The organism is Neorhizobium petrolearium (assembly GCF_029854435.1).
GTDB lineage: Bacteria > Pseudomonadota > Alphaproteobacteria > Rhizobiales > Rhizobiaceae > Neorhizobium > Neorhizobium petrolearium.
This window is the reverse complement of the sequence record NZ_CP123000.1, coordinates 2618720-2634455: the sequence shown is the minus strand read 5'-3', so window position 1 is coordinate 2634455 and position 15736 is coordinate 2618720. Positions and strand designations below refer to the sequence as shown.

The 15736-nt window shown below is 61.9% G+C and carries 13 protein-coding genes; 9 read left to right on the top strand and 4 right to left on the bottom strand.

The features are described from left to right. Positions 1-19: 19 nt before the first annotated feature. The 3 genes from QEO92_RS13255 to QEO92_RS13245 form a co-directional block, all read right to left on the bottom strand. Positions 20-1813 carry a DEAD/DEAH box helicase gene (locus QEO92_RS13255; protein ID WP_227703354.1) on the bottom strand — a complete coding sequence of 598 codons (1794 nt, stop codon included), beginning with the start codon at positions 1811-1813 and terminating at the stop codon, positions 20-22. 371 nt (positions 1814-2184) lie between these two features. Next, positions 2185-2535, bottom strand: coding sequence for a hypothetical protein (locus QEO92_RS13250; protein ID WP_227703353.1), 351 nt, complete (start codon positions 2533-2535; stop codon positions 2185-2187). Between the two features lie 203 nt (positions 2536-2738). After that, positions 2739-4325, bottom strand: a complete 1587-nt coding sequence (locus QEO92_RS13245) for a trimethylamine methyltransferase family protein (protein WP_227703352.1) — start codon at positions 4323-4325, stop codon at positions 2739-2741. Between the two features lie 250 nt (positions 4326-4575). On the opposite strand from QEO92_RS13245, the gene QEO92_RS13240 reads away from it, so the two are divergent. Further along, positions 4576-8298 carry a PAS domain-containing hybrid sensor histidine kinase/response regulator gene (locus QEO92_RS13240; protein WP_227703351.1) on the top strand — a complete coding sequence of 1241 codons (3723 nt, stop codon included), beginning with the start codon at positions 4576-4578 and terminating at the stop codon, positions 8296-8298. Positions 8299-8391: 93 nt separating this feature from the next. On the opposite strand, the gene mnmC2 is transcribed toward QEO92_RS13240, so the two are convergent. Next, entirely contained in the window at positions 8392-9126 is a 735-nt protein-coding gene (gene mnmC2 / locus QEO92_RS13235) for a tRNA (5-methylaminomethyl-2-thiouridine)(34)-methyltransferase MnmC2 (RefSeq protein ID WP_227705160.1), read from the bottom strand. A gap of 19 nt (positions 9127-9145) precedes the next feature. On the opposite strand from mnmC2, the gene QEO92_RS13230 reads away from it, so the two are divergent. The 8 genes from QEO92_RS13230 (at position 9146) to alc (ending at position 15680) form a co-directional block, all read left to right on the top strand. After that, entirely contained in the window at positions 9146-10354 is a 1209-nt protein-coding gene (locus QEO92_RS13230; RefSeq protein WP_227703350.1) for an NAD(P)/FAD-dependent oxidoreductase, read from the top strand. A 123-nt stretch (positions 10355-10477) separates the two neighbouring features. Beyond that, entirely contained in the window at positions 10478-11185 is a 708-nt protein-coding gene (locus QEO92_RS13225) for a DUF1045 domain-containing protein (protein WP_227703349.1), read from the top strand. Positions 11186-11232: 47 nt separating this feature from the next. Beyond that, complete coding sequence (locus QEO92_RS13220) at positions 11233-12090, top strand: AraC family transcriptional regulator (RefSeq protein WP_037148243.1); 858 nt, start codon at positions 11233-11235, stop codon at positions 12088-12090. A gap of 106 nt (positions 12091-12196) precedes the next feature. Next, positions 12197-12865, top strand: a complete 669-nt coding sequence (locus tag QEO92_RS13215) for an AzlC family ABC transporter permease (RefSeq protein WP_227705159.1) — start codon at positions 12197-12199, stop codon at positions 12863-12865. After that, the gene (locus tag QEO92_RS13210) at positions 12862-13164 is read left to right on the top strand and encodes an AzlD family protein (RefSeq protein WP_037148242.1); all 303 of its coding nucleotides are present in this window, start codon (positions 12862-12864) and stop codon (positions 13162-13164) included. Before QEO92_RS13215 ends, QEO92_RS13210 begins: the two co-directional genes overlap by 4 nt. A 72-nt stretch (positions 13165-13236) precedes the next feature. Then, the gene (gene puuE, locus QEO92_RS13205) at positions 13237-14163 is read left to right on the top strand and encodes an allantoinase PuuE (protein WP_227703348.1); all 927 of its coding nucleotides are present in this window, start codon (positions 13237-13239) and stop codon (positions 14161-14163) included. After that, the gene (gene uraD, locus QEO92_RS13200) at positions 14160-14657 is read left to right on the top strand and encodes a 2-oxo-4-hydroxy-4-carboxy-5-ureidoimidazoline decarboxylase (RefSeq protein ID WP_227703347.1); all 498 of its coding nucleotides are present in this window, start codon (positions 14160-14162) and stop codon (positions 14655-14657) included. Before puuE ends, uraD begins: the two co-directional genes overlap by 4 nt. Next, complete coding sequence (gene alc / locus QEO92_RS13195; protein ID WP_227703346.1) at positions 14658-15680, top strand: allantoicase; 1023 nt, start codon at positions 14658-14660, stop codon at positions 15678-15680. It begins immediately after the preceding gene. The last annotated feature ends 56 nt before the right edge of the window (positions 15681-15736 follow it).

The window sequence follows — 15736 nt, the reverse complement described above, 5'->3', positions numbered from 1 at the left end:
ATCTCGATAGTTGCTTTGTTTAGGCCGGGCGGCGCTTGCGGCCCTGCTGACCGCCGGAGCGGTTGTCGTTGCCGAACCGGACCGGACCGCGATTTTCGCCATGCTCCTGAGCCGTTTGACCATGCGACGGACGGCCGTGGCCGTTGCGGGCATTGCGCTCACGACCGGGCTCATGGGCGCCGTGCGATGCATGGCCGTTCTGACCACCATTGCCTTTGCGGTGCTCCTTGCGGGCCGGCCGGTTTTCTGCTCCGTTCTGCGAACCGAACTGCTTCTTGGACGGACGGAAATCCGAGGTCGAAGCCAGATCGTTGTCGGCTTCAAAGCGGGGTGCTTCTTCACCACGACGCTGGCCGCGGAAATCCTCGTTGCGGCGGTTGTCGCGATCAGGGCGTCCGCCGAAGGGACGATCGCCCTGACGACGATCTCCATGGGGCCGGTCGCCATGCGCACGTTGCGGACGCTCGCCGCGGAACGGACGGTCCTGACGTTCGCCGCGTTCTTCCGAACGGGTGCCCGCTTCCGCGCCTTCCGCCGCGAAGAACGGCTTTCGGGCCGGACGTTCGCGACGCTCCGGACGACCGTCGCTATTGCTCCGGCCACGGCCCTGACCGTTGCCGCCGCGGCCGCGATTGCCGCCCCGATTGTTGTTACCGCCGCGCGACGGACGGCTCATGCCTTCCGGGCGCTCACCCGAAGCGGTGGCAATCTCGATGCCCATCAGGCGCTCGATGTCGCGCAGCAGGCCGGCTTCGTCCGGTGCGCAGAAGGCGATCGCGATTCCGTCGCGGCCGGCGCGAGCGGTGCGGCCGATGCGATGGACGTAAGCGTCCGGCACTTCCGGCAGGTCATAGTTGAAGACGTGCGTTACCCCCGGGATATCGATGCCGCGGGCGGCAACGTCGGTCGCGACGAGAACGCGGATATCGCCTTCGCGGAAGGCCTTCAAGGCGCGTTCGCGCTGGCCCTGGCTCTTGTTGCCGTGGATCGAGGCGACTTCGAACTCGAGGTGCTCGAGGTATTTGGCGAGCTTTTCGGCACCGTGCTTGGTGCGCAGGAAGACCATGGCGCGGCCATCGGGGTTTTCCTCGAGCGAGGTCTTGAGAAGCTCGGTCTTGTCGTTCTTGCCGGTGACGAAATGGACATACTGCTCGACCTTGTCGGCAGCCTTGCCCGGAGGCGTCACTTCCACCTTGATCGGATCGGTCAGGTAGTCGCTAGCAAGGTCAGCGATCGCCTTCGGCATGGTGGCCGAAAAGAGCAGCGTCTGGCGCTTGGCCGGCACCATCTTGGAGATCTTGCGCAGGTCGTGGATGAAGCCGAGGTCGAGCATCTGGTCGGCCTCGTCGAGGACAAGATGCGTCACCTGGCCGAGCGAGATGGCACGGCGGCTGATGAGGTCCAGCAGGCGGCCCGGGGTTGCGACGAGAATGTCGGTCCCACGTTCGAGTTGGAGCTGCTGTTTATTGATGGAAGCGCCACCGACGACGGTGTTGACCTTGAGCGGCGTCTTCCTGATGAAATTCTTCAGGTTGACGGCGATCTGATTGACCAGTTCGCGAGTCGGAGCGAGAACAAGCGTGCGGGTGGTGCGGTTGTCGGGACGCTTGGCTTCCTTCAGCAGCATTTCGATGATGGGGAGACCGAAGGCAGCGGTCTTGCCGGTGCCGGTCTGGGCAAGGCCGATCATGTCGCGGCCTTTCAGAAGTTCGGGGATCGCCTGCGCCTGGATCGGCGTCGGCGTTTCGTAACCAAGCTGGGAGAGAGTGGCTACGATCTGCTTGGTGAGACCAAGCTCATGAAAATTCGTCAAGTCGAATACCTTTTCGGGGCGCCAAAAGATATCGTCCGGGTCAGCACCATGCTGTCCGGCTTGCCTTTGGCGTCAAGAACCCCGCGTGAAGTGGGAACTTGTAAGTTGGAAATTGCTTTCCAGCGCTTAAACCCTCGAGGGTCGAGGGCGATCTATCTGTGCGCCTTGTTCCTTCTTCGCGGTTCTATTGACGCGGGGCCAGCTCACGCGGCGGCCGGAAGGTGAAAGCTAGGGCGCATTTGGTAGGTTTCAGGGCAAATGTCAAGTAAATGTTTCGCAACTGCGAAAAACAGAATTCATCGAAGGTTGGGCGCGTGAACAACAAAAGACCCGCCTCCGGACTGGCGGAGGCGGGTCACTCTGACACTGGTTCAGTAGCGCGGGCAGACGCGGGCGCGATAAGCATCGCCCCATTCGTTCTCGACCCATTCGTAATGGCAGCGCGGTACATACTCCGTACGATAATAGGTGCGGTGGTAGACCGGCGGGGGCGGAGGCGGGGCGTATTCGTATTCAGGCTCGACGTAGACGGGCCGCTGGGATCCCGAGACGATCGCGCCGCCGATGATGCCGCCCGCAAGTCCGGCTGCGACGCCGGCCCAGACGTCGCCACGATGATGATGGCGGTCGCGAGCTTGCGCGGCTGGGGCGGTTGCCGTCAGTGCGCCTGCGATGGTTAGAGCGATTAGGCCCGCGGAAACGCTTTTATGCAGTACGGACATGGTCTTGTTCCTTTCCCTTTATTCTTTAAGGGCACGAAGAAAGGGTCGCGTGCAAAGGCGGCGGATTGATGAAGAACATCATGAAGTTGTCTGAACGGCTGTTCAGACTGACACCGCCTTCGGTTGAGTATTCGAAAGATAAAACAATCTCCGGGATGGGTTTTGTCCAAAAGATGGCAAAATGCCGACGAAAGCGGGGCCGGTCAGAAATCCGTCGGCACGCCGCCCTCTGCCTTGCGCCTCGCCACGAACGAATCGAGCTCTTCCTCTATCGCCGGGTCGAGCGGGGGCTGCTCGTAGGCGGTAAGCGCCTGCTTGAAGACACGGTTGGCGTGGTCGTAGGTGGTCGGGCGCCCGGCCTCGGTCCAGGTCTCGAAGTTACGCCAATCGGAGAGGATCGGCGAGTAGAAGGCGTTCTCGTAACGCGCCAGCGTATGTGCGGTGCCGAAGTAATGACCGCCCGGGCCGACGTCGCGTACGGCCTCCAGCGCCAGCGCATCCGCGCTGACATCAAGGGGCGAAAGAAATTCCGCCACCATCTGCAACATGTCCACGTCGAGGATGAATTTCTCGAAGGAAGCCGTCAGTCCGCCTTCGGTCCAGCCCGCGGCGTGCAGTACGAAATTGCCGCCGCCCTGCGTCAGGGCCCATAGCGACATCATCGATTCATAAGCCGCCTGTGCGTCGAGCGTGTTGGCTGCATTGGTGTTGGAGGTGCGGTAAGGCACGCCATATTTTCGCGCCAGTTGCCCACCGGCGATCACCGCCTTCATATATTCCGGAGTGCCGAAGGCCGGAGCCCCCGTCTTCATGTCGACGTTCGAGGTGAAACCGCCATACATGACGGGCGCACCTTTCCTCACCATCTGGGTGAAGGCGATGCCGCAGAGTGCTTCGGCGTTCTGCTGGACGAGGGCGCCTGCGATCGTTACCGGTGCCATGGCCCCGGCGAGCGTGAAAGGCGTCATGATGACGACCTGGTTGCGGGACGACATCTCGATGATCCCCTGCAGCATCGGCCCGTCAAGACGAAGCGGGGAGGACGAGTTGATAACGGTAAAGAGCGAAGGTTCGCGTTCCATTTGCTCAACGGAAATCCCGCGGCCGATCCGGGCGATCTCCAGCGCGTCGAGATTGCGTTGTTTCCCGAGCGAATAGCAGTGGAACACCTTGTCGGTGAACTTCACCAGATCGGAGAGGCAGTCGAGATGGCGCACCGAGGCGTGGATATCGACCGGCTCGACCGGATAGCCGCCGGTCGTGTGGATCACGTCGTAATGCTGGGCGAGCTTGACGAGCTTGCGGAAGTCTTCCCGGTTGCCGACGCGGCGGCCACCGTCACGGTCGGTCACGAATGGCGCGCTGGCGACCTGGGCGAAGACGAGGTTGTTGCCGCCGATTTCGACATTCCTTGCCGGGTTGCGGGCGAACATCGTGAAGGAAGAGGGAGCCGACGCGATCATCTCCAGGATCAGCCCGCGATCGAAGCGCACGCGTTGCTCGCCCGGCGTCACGTCCGCGCCAGCTGTCTTCATCCTTTCCCGCGCCTCGGGCAGGATGATGTCCATGCCTACCTCTTCCAGCACGGTGAGCGATGCTTGGTGGATATCCTCCAGCGCCTCCGGCGGCAGGATCTCGGTGCGTGCGAGAGTGTTGGCGAGCTTCGCGTATCGGCTACCGGGTGATCGGGCTCGCTGCCGCTCAGCCCCGCGGCGTCCTGGGCGGCGATGACGTGCCGCATCTTCTGGTTGTTTTTGGGGGTCGACCGACGGTGTCGTAATCTCGCTCATGATCGTTCCATCTGCGTCATGTCTTGCGAAATCTGTCAGACTTCCGCCGTCTTCACCCTGCCATTTGCGACTATTGGCCGCCTCTCGTGGGATAGCGTCGGGTAGGTTTCTGCCCGAATGGCTGAAATAGCGGAAATTGTGAACCTTTGCCTTTCGTCAACAATACGTTGTTAACGCTCGCCATGGTGTTATCAATCGATGGGGAAAACGAATCGAACGGTGTCAGGCCGGCACGACGGAGTGGGGGAAGGTGGAGACGGAAAGCGAACTCTTGAAAACGGCGTGCGAGCGGATCAACGATCTCACCGACCCCGCCTTCATCAAGGACAGCGCCCTCGCTTACGTAGCGGTGAATGCGGCCTATGCGCGCCTCTTTGGTCTGGATCCGAGCGAATTCGCCGGCACGGCGAGCCGCAGTCTCTCCGGCGCGGCGGAAGAAGCCGACCGCAGGGAAAAGGAATGCCGGGCGATCGTCTTCGGCACGGACGAGACGGCGCTCTGCTTCGATCGCTCCGGTTCTGTGCGCCATGAGATCCACATCGAGCGTTTTCTGACGGAAAACGATCATACCTATCTGTTCGGCACGTTCGCTTCGGTTTCGGACCCAGGATCGGTCTTCGAGCGCCAGCACGATGCCGCGCCCTTCAACGGAAGAGACGTGGAGCCGATCTCATTCTTCAATAACGCGCTTCTCGACGACGCCCTCGACATGCTTGAGATGGGCATCGGCATCTACGACAAGAACGATGCTCTCCTTTACTGCAATTCCCAGCTCATCGATTATCTGTCGTCCATTTCGGTGGACATCAAGCCCGGTATCACGCTCAGGGAAGTCCTCGGTTACGCCTATGACCGGCGGCAACGCCTGTCCCCCCAAAGCCTGGGCGCCAACCCGCCGGACAAGGCGGCTTGGATCGCCGAACGGATGAAGCCCTTTGAGCTTCCCTATTCGGAAAGCGTCGACCAGCTTTCCGACGGGCGATGGGTCCGAAGCATCAACAAGCGGCTGGAAAACGGCCTTCTGATCGCTATCCGCCACGATGTGACGGAGTTCAAGGAGCAGGAAATGCTCCTGCGCACGCAGGTTTCGGAGACGGGCCTGTTCCGGGCCGTGCTCGAGGATCTGCCGGTGCCGGTCTTCGTTCGCAACAGCGACCGCCGGCTCACCTATGCGAACGCCGCTTACGAGACGATGCTGGGCAGCCCGCGAGAACAATTCCTCGGCAAGACCGAGACGGAGATGTTCCCGGACGCGGCCGATCGCTTCCGTCTTGAAAACGACCGGGTCATGCAAGGCGAGGACATCGACAAGTCGGAGGACGTCAGGTTCCCCGATGGCTCCACGATCCCCGTCATCACCCGCCTGCGCCGTATCACCACCCAGGACGGTGCGCATCATCTCGTCGGCTCCCGCACGGATGTTTCCCTCATCAAGGAGGCGCAGAAAAAGGCGGAGAAGCTCGGCCGGGACCTGCAGACGATCCTGCATGCCATACCGGTCGGTATCGCGATTCTCGATGACAAGTTCCTGTTCGAATATGCCAACCCGGCCTTCTATTCTTTCTGGGACGCCGGAGAGCAGGTAGACCTGCCGGGGCGCTCCTATCGTGAGTTCCTCAAGATCAATTTCGACCACGGCATTTATGCCGGTTCGACTCTAAGTTTCGACGAGATCTACGAAGAGCGCGTCGCTGCGCTGAGGGAAAATCACGAGGGGCCGCCGATCGAGGTAAAGAGCCGCAACAGCCGTACCCTCATCATCTCGCACACACGGCTCTCCGGCGACAAGACGCTGCTCACCTATATGGACATTACCGCCATCCGCAGTCGCGAGCAGGAGATTCACGAGGCTCGCGCCGCGCTCGAGCAGCACGGCGCGCTGATGCGTGATGCGACAAGCGCTATGTCGCAGGGACTGCTCATCCTTCACGACGGCGAAATCATCTTCTCCAACGATGCTCTGCCCCACATGCTCGATATGCCGGCCGATATGGCCGTGCCGGGAAGGCAGTGGCGCGAGATCTTCCGCTATTGCGTCAAGCGCGGCGATCTCGGCTCGCCGGAGGACGCAGCGGAAACGCTGAGGTCGTGGGACGAAAATGTCTCAGCGGGCAGACCGGTTCACGCTTCCTTCCGGATCGACGGCCGCAAGTGGATTCAGGTGGAGGCGAACATCACCGGCAGTGATCATTGGCTGGCGATCTTCACCGACGTCACCGAGATGAAGGAACGGGAAGAGGACCTGACGCGGCTCCTGCAGCGGGCCGAAGCGGCCGATCGGGCGAAGTCCGAATTCCTCGCCAATATGAGCCACGAAATCCGCACGCCCATGAACGGCGTGCTCGGCATGGCGGAGTTGCTCGCAAAGTCCAATCTCGACACCCGTCAGAAGACTTTTATCGACATCATCGTCAAGTCCGGCAATGCGCTGCTCACCATCATCAACGATATTCTGGACTTCTCGAAGATCGACGCCGGACAGATGAAGCTGAGGAAAGCTCCGTTCGATCCGGTCGAGGCGATCGAGGATGTGGCAACGCTGCTCTCCTCGTCCGCCGCCGAGAAGGATATCGAGCTCATCGTCCGCGGCGATGTTTCCGTCCGCGAGACAGTTCTGGGCGATGCTGGCCGTTTCCGCCAGATCATCACCAATCTCGTCGGCAATGCGGTGAAGTTCACCGAAAAGGGCCATGTCTTTATCGACCTCATGTCGAAACCGATCGGGCCGGGCGAGATGATGCTCTCGGTCCGCATCGAGGATACCGGCCTCGGTATTCCGGGCGAGAAGCTGAAGGCGGTCTTCGAGAAATTTTCTCAGGTGGATTCGTCCTCCACTCGTCGCCACGAAGGCACCGGCCTCGGGCTTGCCATTACCGCCGGCCTCACGGAGCTGTTCGGCGGTCATATCGAGGTGGAGAGCGAACTCGGTCGCGGATCGGTCTTTACGGTGCATCTGCCGTTCCAGGTGGTCAGCGAACGTAACGTCCAGACATCGCTGCCGATCAACACGAGCGGCGCGCGCGTTCTCGTGGTCGACGACAATGCCGTCAACCGCCGCATCCTGACGGAACAGCTCAGCATGTGGGGCTTCGACACGGTTGCCACCGAGAGCGGAGCCGAGGGCCTGGCGATCATCCGGGAAGCCGCCCGGATCGGCTTTGTCCTGGATGTCATCGTGCTCGACTATCATATGCCGGAGATGAACGGCCTCGATTTCGCGCGCCATATGCGACGCGATCCGCGTTTCGACGGCACCGGCGTCATCTTCCTGACTTCGATGGACATGGCTGGGGACGACAGCATGTTCGCCGCGCTCAACATCCAGGCCCATCTGATGAAGCCGGCCCGCGCCAACCTCCTGCGCAGCACGATCATCGACGTGGTCCGCTCGATCCGCACCAAACGGCGTGCATTGGAGAATCTGCCGGTCTCCGCCCGGCAGAGGCCAGCCGCAGCCGTTACGGCGGTCATGCAGACCTCAACGGCCGCTGGCGATCCCGCTTCGGTATCGGCATCCTCTTCGAAACCGGTGTTTGCCGAGGAGCCGGTTTCCACTTCGCCGGTGCACCCGGCCGCGACGCTCGACGTGCTGGTCGCCGAGGACAATGAGGTCAACCAGATCGTCTTCACCCAGATCCTGCAGACGACCGGCTGGCTTTTCCAGATCGTCAAGAACGGAGCGGAAGCGGTGAATGCCTGGAAGGAGCATGATCCGGCGGTGATCCTCATGGACGTGTCCATGCCGGTCATGAACGGCCATCAGGCAACCCGGAAGATCCGTGAAATGGAACAGGAAACCGGCACCCATACGCCGATCATCGGGGTTACGGCGCATGCGCTCGAAAGCGACAGGGAACTCTGCCTGCAGGCGGGCATGGACGACTATCTTTCCAAGCCGATCAGCCCGGAAGCGCTGGAAGCCAAGATCCGCAACTGGCTTGGCGGAGCGGTGGTGACGTCGGTTTCGAACTGACGGATGCTCCGGAGCGTAGGGCAACAAGCGGCACTTGTGCGACCGGCCGCATAGGTGCCCCACCGCCGCACGAGTTTGTAACCAGCTTCTCTGTTACCTCTTCCCGCACAACATCTCGCGTTTGCCGGCAAAGCCCGGACGGCGTTCAACCGTAAAACCAGCAGCCTGAAGGTTGCGCCGTACGAAGCCTGCCGCGGCATAGGTGCCGAAAGTGCCGCCAGGCGCGGTCTTCTCATAGAGCGCCTGCATCAGTTCGGGTGACCACATGTCCGGATTGCGCGATGGCGCGAAACCGTCGAGGAACCAGGCATTGAAGCCGGGTTCGGCTCCGGTGACGCCTTCGAGCGCCGGGCCGCAGCTCACCGTCAGTCGCGTTTGATCATCCATCTGGAGATCGACCTTGCCGGTCGGAGCGTCCGGCCAGGCGGCGGCGAGCGCCTGGCGCTCCACATCGATCTCCTGCCAGCGGGAAAGTGCCCGGTCGATCTCCTCGCGTTTCATCGGATAGAGCTCGAAGGACATGAAATGCAGTCGCGCGGCCGGGGTACGGAAGAGCTTCCACTGCCGCCAAGTCTCGCAGAAGTTCAAGCCGGTGCCGAAACCGAGCTCTCCGATCCGAAAGTCCCCGCATGGTGACTTTTCTTGCGACCAGCGCGCCGGCAGGCCGTTGCCGGCCAGGAAGACGTGACCGCATTCCTGTCTGCCGTCGGTGCGGCAATAAAAGTGATCGCCAAACTCCTTCGAATACGGCATATCGCCGTCGTGCCAGTCCAACGTCTGAGAGTCCAACGTCTGAGAGTCCAGCATCTGGCCGGCGGTAACAAGCATTTCGGGATCACGGTTGCTCATGGGACATGCGGATAATCCTGCCGGCTCAAGGGGTCAATCAAGTTTTGACGGTCAATCTCGCGATATTCCTCCCACCGCCGATCTCGTCATTCTCGGCGGTGGCATCATGGGCCTCTGGGCTGCCGTAAAGGCCGAACGGCTGGGTATCGAGACCGTGCTTGTCGATGCCGGCCGGTTGGGGCAGGGGGCGAGCGGCGGGCTGCTCGGTGCGCTGATGCCGCATATGCCGGATAAGTGGAACGACAAGAAACAGTACCAGTTCGACGCGCTGCTCTCCCTTGAAGACGAGATCGTCCGGATCGAGGCGGCGACCGGCATCCCCTGCGGCTATCGCCGTTGCGGCCGGCTGATCCCGCTGCCGAAACCGCATTTGCGGACGATCGCCCTTCGCCACTCGCAGGACGCAGAAGCCGCATGGCGTCATGGCGACCGCCGTTTCCACTGGCACGTCATCGACCGTCCACTGCAGGAAGGCTGGCCGGATGCCTCCTTCGCCGGGGCCGGCCTCGTCCACGACACGTTTGCGGCGCGCGTTTCGCCGCGCGGCCTGACCTCTGCGCTTGCTACCTTCCTGTATTCCGCAAGACATGTCCGGATTGTCGAGGGCGTCGGCGCGGAGATGATCGAGCCCGCGATGAGCAAAATTGTCTTCACCGGCGGCGAAAGCATCACCTTCGGCCATTGCATTGTTGCCGCTGGCCATCGGTCCTTCCCGCTCATCGAACCGATCTCGCCGCCGCTGCCAGGTCCGATCGGCCAGCCGGTCAAGGGGCAGGCGGCGCTGCTTGCGGCCGATATCGACCCTGCGCTGCCGGTCATTTTCCTGAACGGCCTCTATGTCGTCGCCCACGAAGGCGGCCATGTTGCGGTGGGCAGCACCAGCGAAGAGACGTTCGAGGACGCCTTTGCGACCGATGCGCTGCTCGACGATCTTATCGTCCGCGCCCGGGCGCTCGTACCGGCCTTGAAGGATGCGCAAGTGATCGAGCGCTGGGCGGGGCTGCGCCCCAAGGCGATCGATCGCGATCCGATGGTCGGGCCGCACCCCGACCATCCGAACGTGATTGCTCTCACAGGTGGTTTCAAGGTGAGCTTCGGGCTCGCTCATGAACTGGCGGAAGCGGCGCTCGACGCCGCGAGTTCCCGTGAAATGCGGGTTCCTGCGTCATTTACGCTCACCAGTCATCTCGAAATGGCTTCGCGTTAAACGCGAACTTTTCGTCGTCCTCGTCGTTAATCTGTCACGCAAATCACTTAACCCCTCCGCAGGGATTGTTGAGCAATGCGTAAAACAGCAGGGTCCGGGGAAGGAAGCACGAGAAGGTGATGCATGCGCTATGCCATTCATTTCACGCCCCCGGCTCATGATCCGCTGACGCTGGCCGCGGCACAGTGGCTCGGCCGCAACGCCTTCTCCGGCGAGGCCATGGAGCCGCCGGCGATCCGCGGTATCGGCATCCACGACATCGCCTTCAACACGGCGCTGCCACGCCGCTACGGTTTCCATGCAACGCTGAAAGCGCCGTTCCGGCTCGCTCCCGACATCACCGAACCGATGCTGCTGCGGCACCTGATGCGTTTTGCCGGCGCGCACAACCCGTTCGAACTCCCCGGGCTGGAAGTGGTGCGTCTCGGGAATTTCTTCGCCCTGGCGCCGGTGATCCCGTCCGAGGCTATGCGCTTCCTCGCCGCGTCCGTGGTACAGGAATTCGACGTCTTTCGCGCACCGCTTTCCGAAGCCGAGCTGGAGCGCAGCGATCCCGGCGATCTCTCCGCGCCGCAATTCGCCAACCTCCACCGTTGGGGCTCCCCTTACGTCATGGACGAGTTCCGCTTTCATATGACGCTCACCGGTCCGCTTTCAGCTGCCGACCTGCCGCGTTTCGAACGGGCGCTGCGCGACTATTTCGATCCCTACCTGAAGAGGCTGGTCGAGGTCGTCAATCTTGCACTTTTCATCGAGGAAGAGCCGGGTGCCCCTTTCCTGGTGCATTCGCTGCATCCGATGGGGCGGGTGAGTGCGCGCAAGATCGCCTGATCACTTTTGTTCAAGAAGCGGGCGGGCGGATCTGTTATGTTTCTCCGATGGAGAATATCTCGCAGCAACAGGCCGCCGATTACATGCCGCTGGCGAAAGCGGAGACAACCCGCTTCTGGCGGGATAACCGTTTTGGCGGCATGGAATGCCTGAGCGCGACGTTCCTGACCCATGAATTCGCCCCACATGCGCATGATACTTTCAGCATAGGTGCGATCGAGAAAGGCACGCAGATCGCCACCATCGGCGGCACGCGCGAAGCCTCGGGGCCTGGCGACCTCTATCTCATCAATCCCGGCGAGATCCATGACGGCGCACCGAAGGACGGTGGCTATCGCTATCGGATGATCTATCCGGACATGTCGCTTTTCCGTGAAATCCTGGAAGACGTTACGGGAAAACCCTTCAATGGCACGCCCGCCTTCGGCAAGCAGATCCTGCATGATCAGGCGCTGGCAGACGCTTTCCACGAAGCACATCGCACCCTGGAGGAGGGGGCCGGCGCGCTGGAGACGAGCCAGCCCATGTTCATCGTGCTCGATGCCATGTTCCGCCGGCACGGCAGCTCGATCATCGTGCCGACCGATACATCCGAACGGTCCGCCGTACACCAGGCCCGCGACTATCTGGTGGAACACTATGCGACCGATATCGGCCTCGAAGAGCTTGCCGCCGTCGCAGGCCTCAGCCGCGCGCACCTGATCCGGGCCTTCCGCAAGGAGTTCCATATCACCCCGCATTCCTTTTTGACTGACATCCGCATCCGCGAGGCGCGCAAGCGCTTGCAGGAAGGCGGGCAGCCAGCCGAGATCGCGCTGGAATGCGGTTTCGCCGACCAGGCCCATTTCACCCGGCATTTCAAGGCACGCACGGGTTTGACTCCGGGGCAATATCGCGCTCGTTGATCACTTTCGTTCAAGACGGCTCTTTGCCACGGTTCTATCACCTTCGCTCCCATCGGAGGTTTTGGACGTGAATGAGAATGCCAGGCTTCAGCAGTTCTTCGGCGGCATGCGGGCGATATCGCCGCTGATCGCCGCGGTGATCCCGATCGGCCTCGTCTTCGGCGCGGTGGCGGCTACCAAGGGCCTGACGCCCGCCGAAGCGGGCCTCATGAGTGCGCTGGTTTTCGCCGGCGGTTCGCAATTCGTGGCGATGGACATCTGGACGCATCCGGCCTCTTGGGCGGGCGTCGGATTCGCGGCACTGCTCGTCAATATCCGCCATGTGCTGATGAGCGCTTCGCTCGGCACCAAGATGGGAGAATTCGGCCCGCGTGCGCAATATGTCGCGATGCTGTTCCTCGCCGACGAAATCTGGGCTATGGCGGAATTCCGGGCTGGCGCCGCGAGACTGACGCCTTGCTGGTTCGCCGGCCTTGTCGCGCCTTTCTATCTCGCCTGGGTTTTCTCCGGTATTGCCGGTGCGGCGCTCGGGGCTTTCCTCGGCGATCCGGTGACGCTCGGGCTCGACTTCGCGTTCCCGGCGGTCTTCATCGTGCTGATCATGGGCTTCTGGAAAGGACCGGAGACAGGCGCAGTCCTCATCGCCAGCGGTGCCGCCGCCGTCCTGACCCAGCATTTCGTGCCGGGCGTGTGGTACATCGCGGCGGGTGCGGTTGCGGGCTTGCTTGTCGCCGTCGTCAGCGGGAGCCGCCGTGACGTGGAGGCAATGCCATGACTGTCGATTTCGCGACCCTTCTCGCTATCCTGGCTATGGCTGCGGCGACCATTCTAACCCGCGTCAGCGGCCTTCTCCTGATCCGTCATGTCTCGCTCGGAGGCAATGCCAGAAAGGCGATCGAATCGATTCCGCCCGCCGTGCTGATGGCGGTGGTCGCGCCGACCGCTTTCGCCACGGGAATTGCCGAAACAATCGCCTGTGCCGTGACTGCTTTTGCGGCATTGCGCCTGCCGATGCTCGTTTCCGTGGCACTCGGTGTCGCCTCGGTCGCTATCCTCCGGGCGGTCGGCATCTGATCGACGTTTCGGTCTCGACATCCGCGGAAAGGGTGCGCTACCGTCCGGCATCACATGTTCGGGGTGAATTCGATGCAGGCAAAAGACTATCCGCGCGACCTCGTCGGCTATGGCCGCAATATTCCCGATCCGAAATGGCCGGGCGGCGCCAATATCGCCGTTCAGTTCGTGATCAATTACGAAGAAGGCGGCGAAAGCTCGATCCTCGACGGCGATCCCGCATCGGAATCGCTGCTGTCGGAGATCGTCGGCGCCGCGCCCTGGCCCGGCCAGCGCAACCTCAACATGGAGTCGATCTACGAATACGGCTCGCGCGCCGGCTTCTGGCGGCTGTGGCGCCTGTTCACCGAACTCAAGGTGCAGGCGACAGTCTATGGTGTGACGCTCGCCATGGCCCGTAACCCGGAAGCGGTCGCCGCCATGACGGAAGCGGGCTGGGAGATCGCCAGCCATGGTTACCGCTGGCTCGAATACAAGGACTTTCCGGAGGACGCCGAGCGGCAGCACATTCTGGAAGCGGTGCGGCTGCATACCGAGCTCACCGGCGAACGGCCCTATGGCATGTATCAGGGCAAGCCGTCCGGCAATACGCTGCGGCTCGTCATGGAGGAGGGGGGCTTCCTCTATTCCTCCGACAGCTATGCGGACGATCTGCCCTATTGGGTGCCGGGGCTGGACGGCAAGCCATTCCTCATCATCCCCTACACGCTCGATACCAACGACATGCGCTTTGCGACGCCGCAGGGCTTCAATGCCGGCGACCAGTTCTTCAACTACCTGAAGGATGCCTTCGACGTGCTTTATCGGGAGGGCAGTGAAGGCAGCCCGAAGATGATGAATATCGGCCTGCACTGCCGCCTCGTCGGCCGGCCGGGCCGCGTGGCAGCACTTCGCCGCTTCATGGAATACGTGCTTTCCCATGACAAGGTCTGGATACCGCAGCGCATCGAGATTGCCAGACACTGGCATGAGCACCACAAGCCGGCAGGTGCCCTGTGAGCGCGCGTGCCGATTTTATTGCCAAGTTCGGCGGTGTCTTCGAACATTCGCCTTTCATCGCCGAGCGCGCCTATGATGCAGGCTTGATCCTGGTGCCATTGACCGCCAAGGGCATCCACGATGCGTTTGTCTCGATCTTTCGCAAGGCGAGCCATGAGGAGCGGCTCGGCGTATTGCGTGCTCATCCCGATCTCGCTGGAAAGCTCGCGATCGCCGGCGACCTGACCGAAGACAGCAGACAGGAACAGGCGGGCGCCGGGCTCGATCGCCTGACCGCTGCCGAACACGCCCGATTCACCGAACTCAACAATGCCTATACGGAAAAGTTCGGCTTTCCCTTCATCATCGCCGTAAAGGGCCTGGACAGGCAAGACATCCTTGCCGCCTTCGAAAAGCGCATCCACAACAGCGCCGAGGAGGAGTTCGCGACCGCCACGGCTCAGGTCGAACGAATTGCGCTTCTGCGCCTGCAATCCATGTTTCCGGAGAAATGAATGACCGAGACGACCGACAACAGCCTGCCATCCTTCGTGATCGGCGCGATCAACCTCGCCTCCGCGCGTCTCGGCGCCAAGGGTCTCTACACGACCGACGAATTCTTCGCGCCGCTGGAGCGCATGCTTCAGGACGCGCCCCCAAGTTTCGATCCGGACCTTTACGACGATAACGGCAAGTACATGGACGGCTGGGAAAGCCGCCGCAAACGCGTGCCCGGCCACGACTTTGCGATCGTGAGACTTGCAATGCCCGGCCGCATCTACGGCTTCGACGTCGATACCAGCTATTTCACCGGCAACTATCCGCCGCATTGCTCGATCGAGGCTGCTTTCGTCGAGGATGGCGACCCGACCGATGCGACGGTCTGGACGGAAATCCTGGCAAAGTCGCCGCTCGGGCCGAACGCGCATCATTTCTTCGAGAATGCCGGCAAGGAGAAGATCTGGACGCATTTGCGTCTGCATATCTATCCCGATGGCGGGATCGCTCGCCTGCGCGTCTACGGTTCGGCGCATTTCGATTGGGCCAAGGTCGGCACGACGCAAGAGATCGACCTGGCCTACATATTCCATGGCGCGAAATCGCTCGCCTGGTCGGATGCCCATTACGGCCATCCGGACAAGATGCTGGGGCCGGGGCGTGGCGACAATATGGGCGACGGCTGGGAGACCAAGCGGCGGCGCGGGCCGGGCCATGACTGGGCGGTGATCCGCCTCGGCCATCCGGGCGTCGTCAAACGCATCATAGTCGACACGCATTTCTTCAAGGGCAATTTTCCGGATACGTGCGAACTGCTCGGCGCCTACCTGCCGGAGCTTGGCGACGTGCTTTCCGAGGCGGAGATTGCCGCATCGGAGAGCTGGAAGCCGATCCTGCCGCGGCAGAAGCTGCAGATGGACCATGTCCACGAATATGGCGCGGGTGTCGTCGCCGATATCGGCCCGGTTACCCATGTGCGTTACGCCATGCACCCGGATGGCGGGACGATGCGGCTCAGGCTCTACGGCACGAAGGCGTGAGTTCTTTCCTCGATATCTTCCGTAGCCTATATTGGCGGCATCAGGAGTGATGCCGT

What these genes read in the sequence shown, in the direction of transcription:
- QEO92_RS13230 (WP_227703350.1), top strand. Translation starts at nt 9,146, where the DNA reads ATGGGACATGCGGATAATCCTGCCGGCTCAAGGGGTCAATCAAGTTTT.
- alc (WP_227703346.1), top strand. Translation starts at nt 14,658, where the DNA reads ATGACCGAGACGACCGACAACAGCCTGCCATCCTTCGTGATCGGCGCG.
- QEO92_RS13215 (WP_227705159.1), top strand. Translation starts at nt 12,197, where the DNA reads ATGCGGGCGATATCGCCGCTGATCGCCGCGGTGATCCCGATCGGCCTC.
- mnmC2 (WP_227705160.1), bottom strand. Translation starts at nt 9,126, where the DNA reads ATGCTTGTTACCGCCGGCCAGATGCTGGACTCTCAGACGTTGGACTCT.
- QEO92_RS13210 (WP_037148242.1), top strand. Translation starts at nt 12,862, where the DNA reads ATGACTGTCGATTTCGCGACCCTTCTCGCTATCCTGGCTATGGCTGCG.
- QEO92_RS13220 (WP_037148243.1), top strand. Translation starts at nt 11,233, where the DNA reads ATGGAGAATATCTCGCAGCAACAGGCCGCCGATTACATGCCGCTGGCG.
- QEO92_RS13225 (WP_227703349.1), top strand. Translation starts at nt 10,478, where the DNA reads ATGCGCTATGCCATTCATTTCACGCCCCCGGCTCATGATCCGCTGACG.
- QEO92_RS13245 (WP_227703352.1), bottom strand. Translation starts at nt 4,325, where the DNA reads ATGAGCGAGATTACGACACCGTCGGTCGACCCCCAAAAACAACCAGAA.
- QEO92_RS13250 (WP_227703353.1), bottom strand. Translation starts at nt 2,535, where the DNA reads ATGTCCGTACTGCATAAAAGCGTTTCCGCGGGCCTAATCGCTCTAACC.
- puuE (WP_227703348.1), top strand. Translation starts at nt 13,237, where the DNA reads ATGCAGGCAAAAGACTATCCGCGCGACCTCGTCGGCTATGGCCGCAAT.